This window comes from Leptospira harrisiae, assembly GCF_002811945.1.
Lineage (GTDB): Bacteria > Spirochaetota > Leptospiria > Leptospirales > Leptospiraceae > Leptospira_A > Leptospira_A harrisiae.
The window spans coordinates 1,813,578-1,831,865 of the sequence record NZ_NPDX01000001.1; the positions used below are offsets into that span (position 1 = coordinate 1,813,578).

The window sequence follows — 18,288 nt, forward strand, 5'->3', positions numbered from 1 at the left end:
CTATTGAATATTTTTTATTTACAAAATTAGGATCCCAGAAAGACCGGGTGCTATGAATGCAATAGAAACCAACGGAATCACATTAGCTAGTCTAGTGTTACGAATCGCTATCGGAGCCAACCTATTAGGTCATGGCATTGTTCGCATGGGAAACAAATATGAAGTTTTTCGGGAATGGATCAAAACCCTTTTTTCTGATACTCCTCTCCCTTCCGTTCTGTTGAGTGCAATGGGGTATATCATACCTCCCATGGAACTACTATTAGGTGTCCTCATTATTTTAGGATGGAATACAAAATGGAGTTTGGTATTGGCTAGTTTACTCATGTGTTCACTCATATTTGGAATGTGTTTACTTGAAAAATGGGAGATCGTTGGAATCCAAATGATTTATATGGTCTGTTATTTTTTTGCTTTGAATTCGGTTGATAACCAAATCCTATCGGTTGACTCATTTTTAAAAATGAGGAATTTATGAAAGCAATTGCCGCCGTTTATGATACCAATGAGAAAAATTCTGTATTGCGAACGTTAGATGTTCCGATCGAACCAATTGGCCCCCACGATGTTCGAGTAGAAGTCAAAGCGATTTCTGTCAATCCTGTCGATTATAAAATCAGAAATTCGATCACAAAGGAAAATCCAGGTCCTAGAATTTTAGGATGGGACGCTGCAGGTGTGGTGACAGAACTTGGAGCTAAAGTTTCCACCTTAGAATTGGGAGACGAGGTCTTCTACGCAGGTGATATCAAACGACCAGGAAGTAATGCAGAATTTCAACTAGTTGACGAGTGGATCGTTGGTAAAAAACCAAAAAACTTAAATTTTAAAGAAGCGGCTTCACTTCCTTTAACAACGATTACTGCTTATGAATCTATTTTTGATAAATTAAAAATGGATTCATTCACAAATAAAACAGTTCTTGTTGTTGCAGGTGCGGGAGGTGTGGGAAGTATCGCCATCCAAATTTTAAAACAAAAAACAAAGGCAAAGGTCATTGTGACTGCATCGCGTGAAGAATCGATTTCTTGGGTCAAATCACTCGGTGCTGATTTGGTAGTGAATCCAAACAAAGATTACCAGGAACAAATCCAAACTTTTGGACTCAATGGAGTGAATGAAGCACTTCTCTTTAGTGATCCGAAGGATCATTTCGAAAATTTGGCTAAGGTGCTCCTTCCTTTTGGAAATATTTGTTCTATTGTCGAATCAGATTCTCCTCTCAACATGAATCTCCTTAAATCAAAAAGTAATGGATATTTGAATGAGTTTATGTTTACGAGATCTATGTATCAAACAGAAGACCGAATCAAACAAAAACATTTATTAGAGGAAATTGCTGGGTTCGTAGAGAAGAAAAAAATCATCCCAACGGACAAATTAGATTTGGGTGAGATGAGTGTAGAAAGTCTAAACAAAGCACACGAACTTTTACAAACAGGAAAAACAATCGGTAAAATTGTACTCGGAGGAATGAGAAAATGAATACAGGTCTTAAAGATAAAAAAGTTTTAGTGACAGGATCCACAAAAGGGATCGGATTCCAAACCGCTCTTAGTTTCGCAAAAGAAGGGGCGGAAGTTTTTATCCATGGTCGGTCGGACAAAGCGGTAGAAGCTGCCATCACAGAAATCAAATCCATCTTACCTAATGCAAAGTTAGGTGGAGTGTCAGCGGATTTAGCTTTTGAAGAAGGAATTCAAAAATTAACCAAACAAATTCCTGAACTTGACGTGTTAGTCAACAATGCTGGTTATTTTGAACCCAAACCCTTTTTTGAAATTAAGAGAGAAGATTGGAAACAAATGTATGAAACCAATGTCTTAAGCGGAGCTGAACTCACACAAAATTATTTGAAAGGAATGTTAAAAAGAAATTCAGGTCGGATTATTTTTGTTTCGAGTGAATCAGCACTAAACATTCCTGTAGAGATGGTGCACTACGGTATGAGTAAAACAGCTCAACTTTCCATCGCACGAGGAAGTGCCGAAGTTTGTAAGGGAACGAAGGTCACGGTGAATTCGGTTTTACCGGGGCCTACACTCTCCGAAGGAGTGGAAGAATTCATTGAAGCCCTTGCAAAAGAAAAGGGAAAATCGAAGGAAGAGATGGCAACCGATTTCATTCGGGAAAATAGACCCTCATCCCTTGTGGGGAGGTTCGCCAAACCGGAAGAAATCGCCAATGTCATTGTTTTTTTAGCAAGTGACCTTGCCTCCATGATCAACGGTTCCTCTGTCAGAGCGGACGGTGGAGTTTATAAATCGATTTGAAAAAAAGAGGAATGGCAGTTCTCTCTAAATTTGGGAAAAGAGATTTTGCTTCATTTACAGAAAACTGCCCGATTTCCAAGCTGGAACTTGTATGAAAGAATATGACATCATTGTCATTGGTGCGGGTGCAGGTACAAAACTTGTGACCCCACCTTCCAAAATCGGGAAACGAGTTGCCGTGTTTGAAAAAGAGACTCCCGGAGGGACTTGCCTCAACAGAGGTTGTATCCCATCTAAAATGGTCATTTATCCATCCGAACTCATTCGTATGACAGAAGACACGGAAAAGTTTCCTGTTTTTTTTAAAGAAAAACCAGTGGCTGATGTGGCAGAAATTTTCAAACGGGTGAATGCGACGGTAAAATTAGATTCCGATTCCATTCCGCTTGCTTACGAAAAAAATCCGAATATAGACTATAATCCCAAACAAGTTCGATTTATCGACAAACGCATTCTTTCCGACGGAGAGGAAACCTATACCGCCAAACATATATTTATTGTGACTGGAACAAGACCCAATATCCCAGAAATTCCTGGATTAAAGGGAACTCCCTTTTGGACTTCCAGAGAGGCTTTGTCTCCAGACAAATTTCCAAAATCACTTCTCATTATTGGAGCTGGATTTATTTCTTTGGAACTGGGTGCAGCCTACAAAGCTTATGGTTGTGAGGTGACTGGACTCACGAGAACAGATGTTCTTCGAACAGCCGATGGAGAGATCAAAAAAGAATTAAACAAACATCTACCCTTTCCTATCGAATCACATTACCAAATTGAAACGGTAGAATTCAAAAATGGCCTTTTTACGGTCACAGGAAAAACGCCTGATGGGAAATCTACCATTCATTCAGCAGAACGGCTTCTTGTGGCCACAGGAATTCGACCAAATACCGATGACTTAGGCTTAGAACATACAAAGATCCAAACAAACGATAATGGCTACATCCAAGTGAGTGACCACTTAGAAACCACGGAACCAGGAATTTATGCGTTCGGTGATGTGATCGGTCGTTTTTTCTTCAGACACAGTGCCAACTTCGAAGGAGAATATCTCTTTGATCACTTGTATGGAACCAAGGAAAATCTTCCCATCCAGTATCCACCGATGCCAGAAGCAGTGTTCACTCATCCACAAATTGCCAGTGTAGGTTATACGGAAGAAGAACTCATTCAAAAACAAATTCCTTATTATAAGGGAGTCAACCCCTATTCTTCCAGTGCAACCGGAATGGCAAGAATGTCCGATTCTGGATTTGTAAAAGTTCTTGTTTCTAAAGAAACCGAACAAGTGATAGGTGCTCATATTATAGGTGACGAAGCGGCAAACCTCATTCACCAAATTCTACTTGGAATGTATTTAAAAGCAAAACTTGATGATTATTTGGGAATGATCTATATCCACCCAGCAATTTCCGAAATTACTAGAAATGCATTTAGAAAAGTAAAAGAAGAAAAACTAAAAGGTGTCAGGTGAAAAAGTTTTTATTCAATCGTTTTGATAAAGAAACCCTAAAAAAACGGGTAGAAAAAGACACAAGGGAACGCCGTGTCATTTCCTTTTACAGATATGTAAAACTAGAAGATCCACTTTTATTTCGGGACAAACTGTATGATGCCTTCGAAGATTTAGGAATCCTTGGTAGGATTTATTTAGCAAAAGAAGGGATCAACGCACAATTTTCCATTCCGGCGGAAAACTATGATTTACTTCGAACCACAGTGGATTCTATTCCCGAACTAAACCAAATCTATTTTAACGATGCTGTGGAAGATAAAAAAGAAAGTTTTATCAAACTCGCCATCAAGGTTCGTAAAAAAATCGTGGCGGACGGACTCGATGATTCAAAATTTGATCCCTCAGATGTGGGAACCCACCTAACGCCACTCGAGTTTCATAAAACCTTAGAAGAACCCGGGGTTATCGTTGTAGACCTTCGAAACAATTATGAATCAGAAGTGGGACATTTTGAAAATGCCATTTTGCCAGATGTAGGAACCTTTAGAGAAGAACTACCACTTGTGGAAGATATTTTAAAGGATAACAAAGACAAAAAAATTCTACTCTACTGCACGGGAGGAATTCGCTGCGAAAAAGCGAGTGCCTATTTAAAGTATAAAGGATTTTCGAAGGTACACCAACTTCGAGGCGGGATCATCAACTATGCAAAGGCTGTCCAAGATGCAGGTTTACCTTCCAAATTCAAAGGCAAAAATTTTGTATTTGATGACCGGTTAGGAGAACGAGTGACCGATGATGTCCTCACCGTTTGTTATGTTTGTGGAAAACCAAGTGACCGCCATACCAATTGTGCTAACCTCGGTTGCCATGTACTTCTTGTCCAATGTGAAGATTGTTCCAAAGAACTTCTAGGATGTTGTTCTGAAGAATGTAAAAGTATCATACTACTTCCCGAAGAAACACAAAAAAACCTAAGAAAAGAAAACATCAAAAACAAAAAATACCCGACACACCACCTAACAAGGAAACTAGTAGGAAAATAAATGCAAAAATACGCCATCGAATTAGAAGGATTAGAAAAAACATATGGGAGTGGAGTGAAGGCCCTTCGCTCGATTAACCTCAAGGTAGAATCGGGAGATTTTTTTGCCTTACTTGGTCCAAACGGTGCAGGGAAATCCACAACCATTGGAATTTTAAGTTCTCTCATAGGTAAAACAGGAGGGAAAGTCAAAATCTTCGGAACCGATATCGACACAAATCCCGACCTTGCCAAAACCTATCTCGGAATTGTTCCCCAAGAGTTTAATTTTGGAATTTTTGAAGCTGTAGAACAAATCCTAATCAACCAGGCCGGTTTTTATGGGATCCCTTACAAGGAAGCCAAAGGAAAAGTAGAATATTATTTAGAAAAGTTGTCTCTCATCGACAAACGAAAGTCAGCCGCCGGCCAACTCAGTGGAGGGATGAAACGTAGGCTTATGATCGCAAGGGCGCTAGTTCACGATCCAAAACTTCTGATTTTAGATGAACCAACAGCAGGTGTGGATATTGAAATTCGCCGTTCTATGTGGGAATTTTTAAAAGAACTAAACCAAGCAGGAAAAACTATCATTCTCACCACTCATTATTTAGAAGAAGCAGAATCTCTTTGTAAAAACATCGCAATCATCGACAAGGGTGAAATTGTAGAGAACACCTCGATGAAAAAACTCCTGCACCGTTTGGACAAAGAAACTTTTATTATCGACTTAAAAAAATCCATCAAATCAAAACCAATGTCCAAAAAATTCACCTGGGAATGGTTAGATGATCATAGTTTAGAAGTACAATTGGATAAAAATGAATCTGTAAACCAATTGTTTACCGAACTCACAAAACTAAAATTAGAAGTATTAAGTCTTAGAAACAAATCAAATCGTTTAGAAGAACTTTTTTTATCATTAACAGGAAAAAACTAACTATGTGGAAACAGAATTTTACCGCATTACAAACCATTGTCAGACGAGAATGGATAAGAATCATTCGTATTTGGATACAAACACTCATCCCACCGGTCATTACGATGGCCCTATATTTTCTAATTTTTGGTGAACTCGTTGGCCGCCAAATTGGAAAAATTGGAGATTTTACTTATATTGAATTTATAGTTCCTGGTCTCATTATGATGAGTGTCATCACAAATTCTTATAACAATGTGGTTTCTTCTTTTTTCTCTAGTAAGTTTCAAAAAAATATAGAAGAGTTACTCGTTTCACCAACTTCACCTTATACAATTGTCATTGGATATACATTTGGTGGAATTGTAAGAGGTATTTTTGTAGGGATTCTTGTGACTCTCACTTCTTTATTTTTTACAAACCTCCGTTTCCATAATCCATTTGTGATTCTATTTACAGTTCTTATGACATCAATTTTATTTTCTCTAGGTGGATTTTTCAATGCACTGTTTGCAAAAAAATTTGATGATGTAACAATCATTCCCACTTTTATTTTAACTCCTCTCACATACCTTGGTGGAGTTTTTTATTCGGTGAAAAACCTTCCTGGTTTTTGGCAAACGGTTTCTTATTGTAATCCCATCCTTTATATGGTGAACTTATTTCGGTATGGATTTATCGGAGTAACCGATGTGAATTTATATTTTTCCTTTGGTTTTATCACTTTACTCTCTGGAATTCTTTTTATCATCAATGTGAGGTTAATGAAAATTGGTTATGGCATCAGAAACTAAAGAATCAAGACTCAGTCGGATGGAAAAAATCCTTTCGCAAAAATTCCAACCAAGCTCCCTTTCCCTTCGAGACGTTTCTCTGGAACATGCGGGTCACCCCGGAATGACCAAGGATTCGAAAGAAACTCATTTCCGTTTGCAAATGGTTTCCTCGTTATTTTCCGGAAAATCCACTGTCGAAAACCACCGATTGGTCTACGCGGAACTCGGAGAAGAATTTAAGAAAGGACTCCATGCTTTGGAAATGGACCTTTCTGCCCCATAACCCAGTCTAATAGATATGACCAAACCAGTTCTTATCAGCTTTAAACTTTGTCCCTATGTACAACGATCTGTCATCAACCTACTCGAAAAAAAAGTTGATTACGATATCAAATACATTGACCTCGCAAACAAACCCGATTGGTTTTTAAAGATATCTCCTTTTGGAAAAGTTCCCGTCTTACAAGTAGGAGACGATGTGATTTTCGAATCCGCTGTCATCAATGAGTATCTGGATGAAACAAGCACACCGGCCCTTCATCCCAAAGACCCCATCCAAAAAGCAAAACATAGATCCTGGATCGAGTTTGCAAGTGCCCTCCTTGTCGACCAATACGGATGGACGATGGCAAAGGAAAAAACCGATTCCGATAAAAAGAAAGAAGACCTACTTTCCAAATTCAAAATTTTAGAAGCTGGACTGCCTTCTCCAACTGGGGACACACTTTATTTTGCTGGTTCCAAAATGCATTTGGTGGACACTGCTTTTGCCCCATTTTTTATGAGGTTACAATTTTTGGCAGATCACAAACCAGAACTTTACTTACTAAAAGATTTTCCTAAAATTACGAAATGGAGTGAAACTCTACTTTCATTGCCATCGGTAAAGAATTCTGTTTTACCAGAAGTGCCTAAAGAATATCTTGAATTTATCAAAGCCCACCATTCGTGGATGGGAGGAATACTATAGGATGACAATCCCAGAAATCCAAAAGAAAATTGAAGATGGGCTACCCGGCTCTAAAGTGGAAATTCTTGATCCCTATCGGGACGGAGTCCATATCAAGGCAGTGGTAACCTTTTCCGGTTTTTCCGGCAAAGGTCTCATTGAACAACACCGTATGGTGTATGCTACTTTGAAAGATGAATTAAAAGAAGAAATCCATGCATTGGCATTGGAAACTAGGAGCGAATAACCATGGAACAAGAGTTAAAGGATAAAATTGAATCCTTAATCAAATCAGAAAACGTGTTTCTATTTATGAAAGGAACACCGGAAATGCCACAATGTGGATTTTCTGCTGGAGTAGTCACCACACTCAAACAACTCGGAATCCCTTTTGGATCATTTAATGTTCTTTCTGATATGAAAATCAGAGAAGGAATCAAAGAATTCACAAACTGGCCAACCATTCCGCAACTCTATATCAAGGGTGAATTTGTGGGCGGTCATGACATCACCATCCAAATGGCTCAGTCCGGTGAACTGACAAAAAAAGCGGGATAAACTCGAATGATTCGCCTCTACCAATATGATACTTGTCCCTACTGCCAAAGAGTGATTCGCACTGCGGAATCACTTGGACTTGTGGTGGGAAAAGACATAGAATACGTAGAGGCTTTTCAAGGAACTCCTGGCCGAGCAGAAGTAGTAAGGCTTGGAGGACAATCCCAAGTTCCGTTCCTTGTGGATGGCAATATCCAGATGTATGAATCTGCTGACATCATTGCTTATTTAAGATCCAAATATTCTTAAAAAATCTTTTCTTTGCGTATCAGTTCGAAGTAAATTACTTACGTTTCGAACGAAGCCTTCGATACGCACATCTCACAACAAATCTAGTATCATATTTTTAGAATAAAACCATTGATAAACGAATCAATCGATCAATGGAAACCCAGTAAATCCAAAATTTTATCCCCAACAAACCTCGGTTTGCCAGAATAGGGAAATTCATGGATATAAAGCACCGGATTGAAATTGATTTCTAAGATGGCATAAGTCTTGGGATCAGGTTTCAATTCAATCCGAGAAGAGATGATATCGATCCCACAAATCATAGCCCCAGCCGCTTTGGCCGCAGAGACTGCAATGGCCTTAAAATCCGGGTGTACATTGTCTGTCACATCTAATGAATCCCCGCCGGTAGATATATTGGAGTTCTTTCTTAGGAAAACCTTTTTTCCGAAATCAGGAACAGAATCAAAACCAAGACCTTGGTCTTTTAGAATTTGTAATTCGACTTCGGACATCTGAATTTTTTCTAAAGCAGTTTTATGACCTTCCCCCCGTCTTGGGTCTTCGTTCTTTTTTAAAATCAAATCCCGAATGGAACTTTTCCCATCCCCTATAACGTTTGCTGGCACTCGGTTACAAACGGCGATCACTTTATCCCCAAGAACTAAAAATCGATACTCAGGCCCTTCGATAAATTCTTCAATGATGATAGAATTTGAAAGTCCAAGGGCAATGTTGACAAATGATGTAAACTTATCTATACTATCTCCCGGTTCGGAGATTCCAATCCCCAGTCCAAAGTTGGTGGTTACGGGTTTGATCACTTTTTTCTTATCAAAAAAGAAAGTATAGTCGGCAAGGGCTGTTTCCAAATTTGAATAATTTCTGCCAACAGGAACACGAATCCCATTTTCCTCTAACACAAGTTTGGAGGCAATTTTGTTCTCCATCACAAGGTAGGTCATCAAACTATCGAGCCTTGTTTTACTTGCCTCTTTGACAAACTCGGAATGATTTCCTTGTACGAGACGAAGGAAATTTTCCTTACGATCCACCATCTCGATTTGGATTCCACGAGTTAAGGCATCTCGAATGATGATTTGTGTCGAAATTTCTAAATCTTCAAAGCCAGAAGGTAATGGTTTTGTATCCGTCACTTCAAACCCCACTACAAAGTTTTAAGGGTTTGATTTGAATGGGTTTTTGATTTTTCTTTAAATGGCTGCCTTCTAAGTTTTCTATCTTTTGTTGTTCATAAATGGACTGAACACTTAAATCTTCATAATACTTCACAAGATTCGGTGGAAGTGGGTAATTCAGAAGTTCCTCTTTATGCAATTTAGCAAGAGTCAACCCAAACTCTCGAAAACTAGATTTATGAATTTCTAAATCAAGTTCAGACATAGTAGAACCAAGTTGGCTAGGATCATTCCATTTTTCCCAAAGACTTTCCCAAGCTTTACTATAGGCGCCATTTGCATCATTTTCATCTAAAAGATCAGCGATAGGTTGGATTTCTACAAAGAGTTGGTAAGTCAAATCCCGAAGACTCATCTCTTCCCCAAGAAATTTAATTTTAGTTTCTTCCTTTCGACCAAACCAAGTAGTCAGTTCTTGGTTTTTTCTCCAATCCGCCATCTCCACCAAATCAGATTTAGGTGATTCATTCAACATACAATAGAGAAGAACCATATGCAAAAAATAGAGTCTGTTTTCTTCGACACCGATCGCAGAAAATGGATCCAAATCAAGAAGTCTAATTTCCAAATACTCCACACCACGTTCCAAAAGGGCATCCACTACACGTTCATCACCTTTCGGAACTTGTTTTGGACGGACAAGAGAATAGTATTCATTTTCCAATTGTAAAATATGGTCATTCAACTGGTTGGTAGGTTTTCCATTGAACTGTTTGTATGGAGTGTAGGATTTAGAAACTACCTGACACATATCTGAAGCATACTCTTCCAGCGAATTTACGGAGATAGGATATTTTCCTTGTACTTTACTTGTATAACCAATACTAGAAAGGCGAAGGGTTGTAGCAAAATCTGATTTTAAAGTTTTAGAATCTCGTTTTTTGATTTGTTTGGATTCTTCCGTAAACGTAACGTCCGTTAAGCTAGATGACCCAAATAAATACAATAAGGCTGGCGAAATTCTATAAAAGTTACGTATCGTATCAAAATAAATCTGCGATTTAGTTGTTGGTGTTAAAGGTTTTTTAAAACGTTTTTCTGAGACTACCGACAACATACAAGTATCGAAGGAAATATTGTAATGCACTCCCGAAATGGTTTGCATCTTCTTTCCATAACGATGGCCTAGTCCATTCCGATAGATGGTTTTTTTTCTACCTTCTATGGAAGTCCCATAGTTCCCTACTTCAATTTTGTTTTCTGTTGGTAAAACAGGAGGGATACTAAAAGGCCATAAGTATTCGGAACCCAATCGACTGACAGTAAAGGCATGTAACTCTGTGAGTTCTCGTAGAGCATCAGGAATGGATTTGTGCACATTCGTTGCATATTCAATTTGTGCTTCGGCAAAATCTGTTTTGATCAATGGATGGGTGAGACTTGATCCGAGTGATTTGGGATGAGGAGTGGATGCCAGCTGAGATTTTCCATCCACCCTGACACTTTCCCTCTCTAACCCGTGTTTGGCGCTAAGTAAACAAGTTCGGTATTCTTCTGATAATAAATTACGTGTTGAATTTTTTTTAGTCGATGTTAATAACTTTGATTTCATGGTTTAAAAACCTAAAGGGACTCCTTCCCCTTTGGGATCTGAGACGCCAATGAGACGGTCTCCCTCCCTAGTGATGGCAAATACTTTCGCACGATGCCTAATATATTGGACTTGATAAAATGGTAATTCCGTTTGCGGAAAACTGTCTTTTATTTCAGGATCTAAAAAAATCCGATCCGGTTGGAATTGGTGGTGGATCCTAGGATAGGATACACTTTCATACAAACTTTCCTTTTGGACCAAATATCGATATAGCGTATTAAAAATTGAGGTTGGGATTTGCGAACCACCCGGGGCTCCGATCACCATTTTGGTTTTGCCTGTCCCGTCGAGAAGGATGGTTGGGCTCATACTGGATAGAGGAGTTTTTCCTGGCTCAATGGCATTGGCCTTGGAACCCACAAGTCCATACAGATTAGGAACACCTGGAGCCACTGCAAAATCATCCATGGTATTGTTTAGAACAAGGCCAGTTCCTGGAACCATCTGGACTGCTCCAAAAATTCCATTTACTGATTGGGTTGTGGATACCGCATTCCCATCTTTATCCATAATGGAGATATGAGTGGTATTATAAGATTCTTGTTTTTGTTTTTCCTCTTTGGATTCGGGCCAACTCCCTGAAACCACTTTTTTTTCGATCTCATTTGTTTCTTCTTTGGCATAACTTGCAGATACTAGTTTAGACACCGGAACCGTTGTAAAACCCGGATCTCCGCCTAGTTCCGCCCGGTCACGGTAGGCCACTCGCATAGCTTCCGTAATACGAATTATCTCACCAACATTTCCCTTAGGAAAAGTATTTCGTTTTTGCATTTCCGAATACAGGTTCATCATAGTCACAAGATGAACCCCCGAACTGGGAGGAGGCATGGTAAGAATCGTATGTCCCCAAGTAGAAGAAACTAAAGGATCACTTACCTTTACTTGGTAGTTTTTAAAATCATCACTAGTAATAAAATTTTCATATTCTGAATAATACTGAGATACAAGTTGGATGGTCTCTCCATCCAGAAATTCCTTTTCAGAATTTTCAACAATCCGTTCCAATGTTTTGGCAAGGTCCTCCTGCTGGAGGAGTTCTCCTTCCCGAATGGCTCTGTTATCAATCCCAAAAACTTTTTTCATGGCTAAATTCATATCCGGCCAAGTTTTAGAAATGGCATTTGCCAAATCTCCATAGACAGAAAACCCATTTTTCGCATAACGAATAGCAGGTGCAATCACGACATTCAGTGGTAACTTTCCATGTTGTTTTTGGATTGCTAAAATCCCTTGCACCGTTCCAGGCACTCCAGCACTATAGGCACCTTTTAAGGTTTTACCTGCAATCACAGAACCATCAGGATTTAAGTAAAAGGAAGAAGTTCCTTTTTTTGGTGAACGTTCTCTAAAGTCGTAAGCCCATTTCCCTTTTTGTGGTAAATGAATGACGGCAAAACCACCACCAAATAAACCCGTGGAATGAGGACGAAGGACAGAGATGGCAAAACTTGCGGCAGCAAATACATCCACCACATTTCCCCCTTGTTTCCAAACCTCCATTCCCGCTTGTGAGGCCAAAGGATGGTCGGAAGATATGATGATTTCTTTTCCAGAAAATTCATAACGAGACCGTTTTTCTGCCGATCCTTCAATTTGAGGGATGTGAAGAGAAACCTCTTCCTTTTCAGAAAAAGATTCCTTTAAGAAAGGTATCGTCTCACAACTGTTAAATAAAAAGACAACTAAAAAGAGGATAAGAAAGGGAAATCGAAAATTCAATCGAAAATCCCCATTTGCATTTTGGCTTCTTCACTGGCCATGGCACGAGGTTCCCATTTCGGATTCCATACCACATGGACAACAGCTTCACTAATTCCATCCACACGGAGTGCGTGGTTTTCGATATCTTGTTTCATTTGTGGTCCGGCCGGACAGGCAAGAGAGGTATAGGTCATGGTAATGTCCGCCTTTTCCCCTTCCACTTTGATATCATAAATCAAACCAAGTTCAATCAGAGAAATGCCTATTTCTGGGTCTTCTACCATACGAACACTGTGGAATACTTCCCATTCTTTTTCTGTTTCTGGATCACGAATCATAAATACCCTCTTTGAATTTTAATAAGGTCTGCCAAGGAAGCAGGCCACAACGATAACGACCAGGATGATTACGAAGGACTGAAAAAAAGGATAACTCTTCCTTGTCTTCAATCAAACAAGAATCCTCACCATCCAAAAATTTTTTCCGGTTCTGTAAGTAAGACTGGAATTGGTTCGGATCTAGTTTGGATTTATTTTTAAAAAGAAATCCGGCCGCAGCAGAACAAATGGAACAAGATTCACCACCAAGTCCGAGAATTTGAATGGAATGATTTTTTTCTATATTGTAATAAATATAAATTTCATCGCCACAAAGGGGATTTAGTCCTTTCAAAGTTTGGTAAGGGACAGATGGTTTTTCCCATAACCCGTAAGATTTCCATCTTAGGAAATCTTTGAACTTACTTTCTTGCGACACGACCAAATATCGATTTCACTTTGTCAATGGAATGTAAGAGAGCATCGATATCTTCCTTTGTATTGTATAAATAGAACGATGCACGACAAGTTCCTGGAATTGATAATTGTTTCATGAGTGGTTGGCAACAGTGGTGGCCCACACGAATGGCAACACCCTCTTCATCTAATATGGATCCAACATCATGAGGGTGGATTCCTTCCATTGTAAAGGATACAACCCCGCCTCTTTTGTCTAAATCTTCTGTTCCATAAATATGAAGGCCACCAATTCGGTTGAGTTTTTCCAATGCATATTCAGTTAACATCCGTTCGTGTTCTTTGATGTTTTTCATTCCTACTTTTTGAAGGTAATCTAATGCATGGCTAAAACCAATGACTCCGGCAATATTCGGAGTTCCTGCTTCTAATTTTGCAGGGAGGGCCGCATAAGTAGAACTTTCTAGCTCTACCGATTCTATCATATCCCCGCCACCAAGCCAAGGGGGCATAGCTTCTAGAATTTCTTCTTTTCCGAAAAGAACTCCCACACCAGTGGGTCCAAGCATCTTATGGGCCGAAAATGCATAAAAGTCTACATCCATATCCACCAAATGGATGGGCATATGACATGCTGCTTGTGCTCCATCGACTAGAACTTTTGCACCGACTTGGCGAACCCGATCAATAATCCTCGTTAGGTCATGAATCGTTCCAGTTACATTGGACATCTGGCTTATGGCGACTAACTTTGTGCGTTTGTTAATGATTTCGTTTAAATTAGATAAATTGTAAGTCGTATCTTCGTTAATGGGAATGAATTTTAAAAAGGCTTTTTTTTCTAAGGCCAACATCTGCCAAGGAACCAAATTCGAATGGTGTTCCTGGACGGACAAAACAATCTCATCTCCCTCAGTGATATTGGTTCGACCCCAGGTCTGTGCCACTAAGTTGATGGCATCCGTTGTCCCACGAGTGAAAATAATTGCCTTAGCACATTGAGCCTGGAAAAAATGGGAAGTTTTGATCCGGGTGCGTTCAAAGAGTTCGGTTGCATGTTGGGATAAATAATACACACCCCGATGGATGTTGGCATTGTCGTTTGTATAATAGTGATTCGTTGCATCAATCACCGACTGTGGTTTTTGTGAAGAGGCACCATTGTCTAAGTAAACAAGAGGTTTGCCATTTGGTAAAGTGCGAGACAAAATAGGAAAATCCTTTCGGACTTGGTAAGGATCTAAACTCATACCGCCTCCAAATCAACTTCCAAATCTGTCCCATTCACACGAACAGGAAAAATCACAAGTGGTTCTGTCGCAGGTAAGGCCAAAACATTACCGGTTCGAACATCAAATTTTGCAAAATGTCTAGGACAGGTAATGACACATCCTTCTAATTTCCCACAGGAAATTTCTTCCCCGTCATGAGTGCAAGAATCTTCAAAAGCAAAGTATTCCCCTTCCACTTTTGTCAGAACCACATTAAAATGGCGAGTTTTTACAACTACCAAACTGCCCTCAGTGACTTCTGAAACAGAGATTATTTTTTTAAAGGCCATCATTTGCCTCCCACGAGAATCTCTTTGATCTCAGATTCCAAAGATAACTTTACTTCATCAGAAAATCCAATGGACTGAATGGTTTCTCCGTAAAAGGCAGTCACGAGTAAGGACTTAGATTCTTCTGGTGTGAGACCACGTGACAAAAGATAAAAATACTGTTCTTCGTCTATATCGCCAACTGTGGCACCATGTGTACAAGATACATCTTCTGCCAAAACCTCTAGTTTCGGATTGGCTTCTGCCCTTGCCTTTTTATTCAAAGATAAGTTAAACGATTCTTGGTGAGCAGTCACCTTTTTCAAATTAGGTGGGATGATCAAATTTCCTGTAAAAATATGATGGGCCTTGTCAGTCACAATGGCTTTATAACTGATTTTACTCGTAGTAAAATCGGCATGGTGAAACATTTCCATATCTAAATCTTTTAAATTTCTACCCCCAAGCGCTGACACTCCGTCCACAGTTACTTCTGTACCTTTCCCAAGTAAATGAGCATGTAAAAATAATTTAGAACGAAATCCACCCATTGGGTAATGGTGGTATTTCACTTGTGAATCATTATGGCCGAGAATACAAACATTCCGAAACCGGTAGAGGTCTAGGTCACTTGACTCACGGTCTAAAATTTCCAAATAGGAAGAATCGCCGGCAATGTAGAAATCTAATGAGGATGATAAATGTAAGTCTTCGGATAAATGATGATTTTGGAATCTAATTTGAGTTTTGGAAGTTTTTCCTTTAGTGAGATAAAATATTCTTACAGAATGTTTTGGTTTATCACCTTCTTCTTCAAAATCAAATTCTGATTCTCCTTCCTCTAACAAAATAATTTCATAATAAGGAGCTACTACCAAATTAAGGTAAGCAAAATAATCTTTAGGAGTGTATTTCAAAATATCCGCAAGTAAAGATTGCACCGTTTCTTCAGATAACGACTGTTCTACAGTATTTTCTTCCGATACAATAGATCCAGGATTTACTTCTTTTGGATCAAATTGTAACTCTTTCCAATCCACAGAACCAATCGGAAACTTTCTCCAAGACTCTTCCGAATCTTTGGGAATTTCTAACTGATTCCAAATTTCTAAAAGAGAAGTATTAAATTGAGTGTATCTTTCTTTTGTAAGAACCAATCGATTTTTTGTGAGTGAGGAATTCATTTGACCCCTTCTCTCTCCAAAATCCAATCATATCCGACTTCCTCTAATTTTAAAGAAAGGTCTTTGCCACCTGTTTCTAAAATTCGTCCATCTGCAAACACATGTACAAAATCAGGAACTATATAATTCAACATCCTTTGGTAGTGAGTGATGAGGAGAATGGAACGTTCCGGATTTCTATTAGAATTGATTCCTTCTGAAACAATTCGTAATGCATCAATATCCAAACCAGAATCCGTTTCATCCAAAATGGACAAAATTGGTTTTAACAAACTCATCTGTAAAATTTCGGCCCGTTTTTTTTCACCACCAGAAAACCCATCATTCACATAACGCCCGATAAATGATTGAGGCACTTCCAAAAGATCCATGGATTGTTTTAATTCTTGTTTGAATTCTTTGACAGGAACTTCTTTTCCCCTATGTGCTTTGAGAATTGATTTTAGAAAATTTCCAATGGTAACACCAGGAAGAGAAGTTGGGTATTGGAAGGACAAAAATAATCCAAGCCTTGCCCTTTCATCGGTTGTTTTATTTAAAATGGACTCTCCCTTAAAGAGGATATCTCCGGAAGTGATTGTATATTTCGGATGTCCTAGAATGACATTGGAAAGTGTGCTCTTTCCTGACCCATTGGGCCCCATAATGGCATGAACCTCTCCGGGTCCGATGGTGAGATTGACTCCCCGGAGGATCGTTTTGTCCCCTACATTAGCGTGTAGAGATTTAATTTCGAGAATAGCGGACAAGGTGGTATCCTGTTTTGTATATATTTAGAATGATTCTATAATTTAGACGAATCCCTTCTACCAGGAAAAAGCACCACTCAAAAAAAACAAGATTCTATTCCGACCAACCCACCTGCGCAATCAGGATCTTCCCATCCATTAGGGAGAAGGTAAAAATCACATATTGGTTTTGGTTTGAGATATCATACAAAGGGTAAGTGACCCCCCATTTTTTGCGAAACCGTTCCGACTCTTCCTTGTGCTTTAAAAAGTAGGGTTTCCAAGCATAATTGTTCCCAATCTGGCGCGATCTTTCCAAATACCCACCATTCAATCGATCCAAATCGTAAGTGGGAGTGATTTGGTAACCTTCACCGTCACAAACAAAAACTTTCAAAATCTCTCTTGGCAAAGAACTGAGAATTTGTCCAAATCGATAAGAAAAGTCATCCTCTTTGACATCAGAAAGTTCATAGAACAAATCTTGGAGTTGGTCGATGATCCGTTGTTCCCGGACTCCCTTTTCCCGAAGTTCCTTAGAACGAACGCTAGAAAAGTTTTCGAGTACGGTTTTCATTTTATCTGAGAAAGTATTGCGGTTTAGAAAATGAGGGTTGGGAGTTGAGAAGTAGAAACCTTGCAAAAGATTGGCACCCATGGAAAGGGCAAGATTCACCTCTTCCTCAGTTTCAATTCCTTCAAATAGAAGTTGGCTTCCGAGTTTTTGTGACATTTCCGAAATGGCACCAAGGACTTGTTTGAATGAATTTTTATTCAAACTCTCTCGCATAATACGAATGTCGACTTTCATAATGTCGGGATGTAAATACCCAATTCGCTCTAAATTGGAAAAGCCAGTACCTAAATCATCAATAGCGATTTTCAGACCGTAGTCCCGAAAGATTTGTACAATCTGGATGAGGCGGTCAATCGATCCATCAAACTCATCTTCAGTGATTTCAATTACCACTTGGTTGCGATCAATTCCATATTTTTCAATGAGTTGGATGATATGAAAGTTTTCAGCAAAGAGGTCTGTATGATGGACACGAGAAAGAAAGTTCGGCATCATATTGAAAAAGAGTTTAGTGCGAAGGTTGCTCTCTTTTAAAGTCTGAACTGCCTTTTCCCTAAGAATTCGGTCAATATTGTAAACTGGTACTGGGTCTTGGTCCCGGTTGTGGAAAAGTCCACCTAAAGAATGGTAGGTGTTTTCCTCAGGATTGAATTGGCGGCCAAGCACCTCGTATGCTGAAATGGAGCGATTGATCGCATTGACGATGGGTTGGAAATGAGGGACAAAGTATGTCTCGTTCCAAAACTGGTTTCCTTCCGTTGATTCCGTTGTGAACATGGTTCCCTTTCGTCCAGATTAGAACTAAGTTCAAAACTGACAAGTCAAAATCCCCAAATTTAAGA

Annotated in this window: 22 protein-coding genes; 12 read left to right on the forward strand and 10 right to left on the reverse strand. The window is 39.2% G+C overall.

Annotation, left to right across the window (positions count from 1 at the left end):
• Positions 1-52: 52 nt before the first annotated feature.
• From CH364_RS08395 to CH364_RS08450, 12 genes are all read left to right on the forward strand, one after another.
• On the forward strand, positions 53-478 hold the full coding sequence (locus CH364_RS08395) for a MauE/DoxX family redox-associated membrane protein (RefSeq protein WP_100743078.1): 426 nt from the start codon (positions 53-55) through the stop codon (positions 476-478).
• Complete coding sequence (locus CH364_RS08400; protein WP_100743079.1) at positions 475-1,485, forward strand: zinc-binding alcohol dehydrogenase family protein; 1,011 nt, start codon at positions 475-477, stop codon at positions 1,483-1,485. Before CH364_RS08395 ends, CH364_RS08400 begins: the two co-directional genes overlap by 4 nt.
• The gene (locus CH364_RS08405; RefSeq protein WP_100743080.1) at positions 1,482-2,273 is read left to right on the forward strand and encodes an SDR family NAD(P)-dependent oxidoreductase; all 792 of its coding nucleotides are present in this window, start codon (positions 1,482-1,484) and stop codon (positions 2,271-2,273) included. The genes CH364_RS08400 and CH364_RS08405 overlap by 4 nt, the downstream gene beginning before the upstream one ends.
• Before the next feature lie 91 nt (positions 2,274-2,364).
• Positions 2,365-3,747 carry a dihydrolipoyl dehydrogenase gene (locus CH364_RS08410; protein WP_100743081.1) on the forward strand — a complete coding sequence of 461 codons (1,383 nt, stop codon included), beginning with the start codon at positions 2,365-2,367 and terminating at the stop codon, positions 3,745-3,747.
• Positions 3,744-4,775 (forward strand): oxygen-dependent tRNA uridine(34) hydroxylase TrhO, encoded by a 1,032-nt coding sequence (gene trhO / locus CH364_RS08415; protein WP_100743082.1) that lies wholly within the window; start codon positions 3,744-3,746, stop codon positions 4,773-4,775. The genes CH364_RS08410 and trhO overlap by 4 nt, the downstream gene beginning before the upstream one ends.
• Complete coding sequence (locus CH364_RS08420) at positions 4,776-5,693, forward strand: ABC transporter ATP-binding protein (protein WP_100743083.1); 918 nt, start codon at positions 4,776-4,778, stop codon at positions 5,691-5,693.
• Between the two features lie 2 nt (positions 5,694-5,695).
• The gene (locus CH364_RS08425) at positions 5,696-6,466 is read left to right on the forward strand and encodes an ABC transporter permease (protein ID WP_100743084.1); all 771 of its coding nucleotides are present in this window, start codon (positions 5,696-5,698) and stop codon (positions 6,464-6,466) included.
• Positions 6,450-6,731: a BolA family protein gene (locus CH364_RS08430; protein ID WP_100743085.1), complete on the forward strand. Its 282-nt coding sequence runs from the start codon at positions 6,450-6,452 to the stop codon at positions 6,729-6,731. Before CH364_RS08425 ends, CH364_RS08430 begins: the two co-directional genes overlap by 17 nt.
• 15 nt (positions 6,732-6,746) lie before the next feature.
• Complete coding sequence (locus CH364_RS08435) at positions 6,747-7,418, forward strand: glutathione S-transferase family protein (RefSeq protein ID WP_100743086.1); 672 nt, start codon at positions 6,747-6,749, stop codon at positions 7,416-7,418.
• A 1-nt stretch (position 7,419) separates the two neighbouring features.
• Positions 7,420-7,644 carry a BolA/IbaG family iron-sulfur metabolism protein gene (locus tag CH364_RS08440; RefSeq protein ID WP_100743087.1) on the forward strand — a complete coding sequence of 75 codons (225 nt, stop codon included), beginning with the start codon at positions 7,420-7,422 and terminating at the stop codon, positions 7,642-7,644.
• Between the two features lie 2 nt (positions 7,645-7,646).
• Positions 7,647-7,955, forward strand: a complete 309-nt coding sequence (grxD, locus tag CH364_RS08445; RefSeq protein ID WP_002982746.1) for a Grx4 family monothiol glutaredoxin — start codon at positions 7,647-7,649, stop codon at positions 7,953-7,955.
• Between the two features lie 6 nt (positions 7,956-7,961).
• On the forward strand, positions 7,962-8,204 hold the full coding sequence (locus tag CH364_RS08450) for a glutathione S-transferase N-terminal domain-containing protein (protein ID WP_100743088.1): 243 nt from the start codon (positions 7,962-7,964) through the stop codon (positions 8,202-8,204).
• A 131-nt stretch (positions 8,205-8,335) separates the two neighbouring features.
• Here the strand turns inward: CH364_RS08450 and gshAB are convergent, their stop codons facing one another.
• The 10 genes from gshAB to CH364_RS08500 form a co-directional block, all read right to left on the reverse strand.
• Complete coding sequence (gene gshAB / locus CH364_RS08455) at positions 8,336-9,343, reverse strand: bifunctional glutamate--cysteine ligase GshA/glutathione synthetase GshB (protein WP_100743481.1); 1,008 nt, start codon at positions 9,341-9,343, stop codon at positions 8,336-8,338.
• 1 nt (position 9,344) lies between these two features.
• Complete coding sequence (gene gshA, locus CH364_RS08460; RefSeq protein WP_100743089.1) at positions 9,345-10,937, reverse strand: glutamate--cysteine ligase; 1,593 nt, start codon at positions 10,935-10,937, stop codon at positions 9,345-9,347.
• A gap of 3 nt (positions 10,938-10,940) precedes the next feature.
• Positions 10,941-12,701, reverse strand: a complete 1,761-nt coding sequence (gene ggt / locus CH364_RS08465) for a gamma-glutamyltransferase (protein WP_100743090.1) — start codon at positions 12,699-12,701, stop codon at positions 10,941-10,943.
• Positions 12,698-13,021: a metal-sulfur cluster assembly factor gene (locus CH364_RS08470; RefSeq protein ID WP_015679894.1), complete on the reverse strand. Its 324-nt coding sequence runs from the start codon at positions 13,019-13,021 to the stop codon at positions 12,698-12,700. Before CH364_RS08470 ends, ggt begins: the two co-directional genes overlap by 4 nt.
• On the reverse strand, positions 13,011-13,439 hold the full coding sequence (locus tag CH364_RS08475; protein WP_100743091.1) for an iron-sulfur cluster assembly scaffold protein: 429 nt from the start codon (positions 13,437-13,439) through the stop codon (positions 13,011-13,013). The genes CH364_RS08470 and CH364_RS08475 overlap by 11 nt, the downstream gene beginning before the upstream one ends.
• Entirely contained in the window at positions 13,423-14,667 is a 1,245-nt protein-coding gene (locus tag CH364_RS08480) for a cysteine desulfurase (protein ID WP_100743092.1), read from the reverse strand. The genes CH364_RS08475 and CH364_RS08480 overlap by 17 nt, the downstream gene beginning before the upstream one ends.
• A complete protein-coding gene (locus CH364_RS08485; protein WP_100743482.1) occupies positions 14,664-14,978 on the reverse strand; it encodes a Rieske (2Fe-2S) protein in 315 nt (104 codons plus the stop codon). The genes CH364_RS08480 and CH364_RS08485 overlap by 4 nt, the downstream gene beginning before the upstream one ends.
• The gene (locus CH364_RS08490; protein ID WP_100743093.1) at positions 14,978-16,141 is read right to left on the reverse strand and encodes a SufB/SufD family protein; all 1,164 of its coding nucleotides are present in this window, start codon (positions 16,139-16,141) and stop codon (positions 14,978-14,980) included. Before CH364_RS08490 ends, CH364_RS08485 begins: the two co-directional genes overlap by 1 nt.
• Positions 16,138-16,890 (reverse strand): Fe-S cluster assembly ATPase SufC, encoded by a 753-nt coding sequence (gene sufC / locus CH364_RS08495; protein WP_100743094.1) that lies wholly within the window; start codon positions 16,888-16,890, stop codon positions 16,138-16,140. The genes CH364_RS08490 and sufC overlap by 4 nt, the downstream gene beginning before the upstream one ends.
• Positions 16,891-16,984: 94 nt before the next feature.
• Positions 16,985-18,223 carry an EAL domain-containing protein gene (locus CH364_RS08500; protein ID WP_100743095.1) on the reverse strand — a complete coding sequence of 413 codons (1,239 nt, stop codon included), beginning with the start codon at positions 18,221-18,223 and terminating at the stop codon, positions 16,985-16,987.
• Between the last annotated feature and the right edge of the window lie 65 nt (positions 18,224-18,288).

Bases quoted from the DNA above. Each gene is read 5' to 3' on its own strand.
- CH364_RS08395 (WP_100743078.1), top strand. From the start codon at position 53: ATGAATGCAATAGAAACCAACGGAATCACATTAGCTAGTCTAGTGTTA.
- CH364_RS08400 (WP_100743079.1), top strand. From the start codon at position 475: ATGAAAGCAATTGCCGCCGTTTATGATACCAATGAGAAAAATTCTGTA.
- CH364_RS08405 (WP_100743080.1), top strand. From the start codon at position 1,482: ATGAATACAGGTCTTAAAGATAAAAAAGTTTTAGTGACAGGATCCACA.
- CH364_RS08410 (WP_100743081.1), top strand. From the start codon at position 2,365: ATGAAAGAATATGACATCATTGTCATTGGTGCGGGTGCAGGTACAAAA.
- CH364_RS08420 (WP_100743083.1), top strand. From the start codon at position 4,776: ATGCAAAAATACGCCATCGAATTAGAAGGATTAGAAAAAACATATGGG.
- CH364_RS08425 (WP_100743084.1), top strand. From the start codon at position 5,696: ATGTGGAAACAGAATTTTACCGCATTACAAACCATTGTCAGACGAGAA.
- CH364_RS08430 (WP_100743085.1), top strand. From the start codon at position 6,450: ATGGCATCAGAAACTAAAGAATCAAGACTCAGTCGGATGGAAAAAATC.
- CH364_RS08435 (WP_100743086.1), top strand. From the start codon at position 6,747: ATGACCAAACCAGTTCTTATCAGCTTTAAACTTTGTCCCTATGTACAA.
- CH364_RS08440 (WP_100743087.1), top strand. From the start codon at position 7,420: ATGACAATCCCAGAAATCCAAAAGAAAATTGAAGATGGGCTACCCGGC.
- grxD (WP_002982746.1), top strand. From the start codon at position 7,647: ATGGAACAAGAGTTAAAGGATAAAATTGAATCCTTAATCAAATCAGAA.
- CH364_RS08450 (WP_100743088.1), top strand. From the start codon at position 7,962: ATGATTCGCCTCTACCAATATGATACTTGTCCCTACTGCCAAAGAGTG.
- gshA (WP_100743089.1), bottom strand. From the start codon at position 10,937: ATGAAATCAAAGTTATTAACATCGACTAAAAAAAATTCAACACGTAAT.
- CH364_RS08470 (WP_015679894.1), bottom strand. From the start codon at position 13,021: ATGATTCGTGATCCAGAAACAGAAAAAGAATGGGAAGTATTCCACAGT.
- CH364_RS08480 (WP_100743092.1), bottom strand. From the start codon at position 14,667: ATGAGTTTAGATCCTTACCAAGTCCGAAAGGATTTTCCTATTTTGTCT.
- CH364_RS08485 (WP_100743482.1), bottom strand. From the start codon at position 14,978: ATGGCCTTTAAAAAAATAATCTCTGTTTCAGAAGTCACTGAGGGCAGT.
- CH364_RS08490 (WP_100743093.1), bottom strand. From the start codon at position 16,141: ATGAATTCCTCACTCACAAAAAATCGATTGGTTCTTACAAAAGAAAGA.
- CH364_RS08500 (WP_100743095.1), bottom strand. From the start codon at position 18,223: ATGTTCACAACGGAATCAACGGAAGGAAACCAGTTTTGGAACGAGACA.